Source organism: Oleiphilus sp. HI0067, from assembly GCF_001635735.1.
Genome location: NZ_LWFI01001275.1, coordinates 1 through 2,054 on the forward strand (window position 1 = coordinate 1; position 2,054 = coordinate 2,054).

Annotated in this window: 4 protein-coding genes; 3 read left to right on the forward strand and 1 reads right to left on the reverse strand. The window is 42.6% G+C overall.

The window, feature by feature from the left end; translation table 11 throughout:
* From A3739_RS19590 to A3739_RS19600, 3 genes are all read left to right on the forward strand, one after another.
* The coding region (locus A3739_RS19590) for a cold-shock protein (protein ID WP_068502527.1) at positions 1-183 on the forward strand (183 nt) is incomplete at its 5' end.
* Positions 184-317: 134 nt separating this feature from the next.
* A complete protein-coding gene (locus tag A3739_RS28250) occupies positions 318-785 on the forward strand; it encodes a prenyltransferase (RefSeq protein ID WP_068754955.1) in 468 nt (155 codons plus the stop codon).
* Positions 786-1,243: 458 nt separating this feature from the next.
* Positions 1,244-1,744, forward strand: coding sequence for a GNAT family N-acetyltransferase (locus tag A3739_RS19600; protein WP_068476130.1), 501 nt, complete (start codon positions 1,244-1,246; stop codon positions 1,742-1,744).
* Here the strand turns inward: A3739_RS19600 and A3739_RS19605 are convergent.
* On the reverse strand, positions 1,741-2,054 hold a 314-nt coding region (locus A3739_RS19605), incomplete at its 5' end, for a hypothetical protein (RefSeq protein ID WP_231877112.1). The genes A3739_RS19600 and A3739_RS19605 overlap by 4 nt on opposite strands.

The following is a 2,054-nucleotide window of genomic DNA, read 5'->3' on the forward strand; positions in this document are numbered from 1 at the left end:
AAATGGTTCAACGAAACTAAAGGCTTTGGTTTTATCGCTCAAGAAAATGGCTCAGACGTTTTCGCTCACTTCCGTCAAATCAAAGGCGAAGGCTTCAAAACATTGGCTGAAGGCCAAAAAGTTGATTTTGAAGTAACACAAGGCCAGAAAGGCCCACAAGCTGAGAACATCGTTCCACAGTAATTAATACTGTTTACGATCCAGCAAAAAGGCGAACTAAACGGTTCGCCTTTTTTGTTTAACATCTACTGATCTCTTATCTAATATAAACAGCTCATGTAACGAGTTTAAAACTCTTAAACAGTGGATGAGCCTCCATGTCTGTCAACCTACAAAACCCTAGCCCTTCGAAACTACAAAGCGCCATTCAAACAACCAGACCACCCTTTCTTATCTTAGCGCCAGTCTGTGTTTTATTGGGGTTAAGTTTGGCTTATCAGGCTGGGTATAGTTTTAAACTGATCGACCTCATTCTAATATTTGCTGCAGCTCTTCTGGCACATGCTAGCGTCAATTCACTGAACGAATACATCGATTTTAAATCTGGTCTTGATCTTAAGACTGAACGCACGCCTTTTAGTGGAGGCAGTGGCGCTCTTCCAAATAATCCTAGCGCTCTGAAGCATGCTCTCATCCTTGGGTTAGTCAGCCTAAGTCTTACCGCACTGATCGGTTTGTATTTTGTTTATTCTGTAGGCCTCATACTTCTACCGCTTGGAATAGCTGGTATTGCCTTGGTGCCTTGTATTCACCATGGATTAATCGATTACCATGGGTATGCTTGATTGCGCCCGGCGCAGGATTTAGAATTGTTATAGTCGCCGGAAACTTCTTAGTGATCGCGAAGACTTATGATCAACTCGCTTATCTAGCTCTGCTGCTACCATTTTGTTTGAGTAATAACTTGCTTTTACTTACTCAATATCCGGATATTCACGCAGACAAAAACGTTGGTCGACGCACCTTCCCGATCGTATAAGGAATCCAATTAAGCACATATATGCTCGGTGTATTCTACCTAGTCGGCTATGGTTCCATAACAGTTAGCGTTTATCTATCACAGCTACCGATTCTTACTTTGCTAAGTTTGATTACCTTGCCATTGAGCATGTACGCGTTTATTGAGGCGAAGCGTCTAGTGATGATATTGCGAATAATCCAAAAGCACTTGCATTAACGTCATTAGCGCAATTGTAAGCCCCTTGGTGCTTAGTATTACTTTATTCATCGCTTAGAGGCACTTATGCATTCTTCACTGACTTTTCGTTCTGCGACACCTTCCGACACTGATCGTTGTTTTCAAATAGAACAAGAAGGCTATGCGGGCGATGAAGCTGCCACTCGAGAAAAAATCCAACAACGTATTGAGACTTATCCCGAGGGATTTCTCGTTCTAGAAAAAGAGTCGCAAATCATCGGTTTCATCAATTGCGGAGCATGTTTTGACGTCTCCCTAAGTGATGAGGAATTCAAAGAACTCATCGGTCATGATCCAATAGGCCCAAATATCGTTGTCATGTCAGTGGTTGTGTATCCTGATTTCCAGCACCAAGGTTATGCCACTGCATTAATGCACGAATTTATTGCTATGATGCAGGCGATGCAAAAGTCAGCGATGTATCTTATCTGCCAAGAGGAGCTCGTCGGTTTTTATCAACAATTTGGGTTTGTTGATGACGGGACGTCAGAATCGAGTCACGGAGGATTACGCTGGAACGACATGCATTTAGTCTTGTCGAACTAACCTTCAATTGTTGATTTCAACGATAACAAAACCGTTTGATTTACAAACTCGTCCGACTCAGTCAGCAGAGAAAGTTTTTCTATACTGATGGGAGGTTTAGCCGAGGCTTCAACAGCAGAATATTGCGCCAGAATGATCGCATCATAGACAATTGAGTACTTGCGCAAACGCATGGCATCTCCCATATCGTAGAGCGCTTGATCAAACTCCTCAGACATACCCCATTCTTTTCGAATTTGGATACAAATTTTCCATGCAACTCGCTTAAATACCTTAAGGCGCTGCATTGGAAGGATTTTTTCCTCCTCCG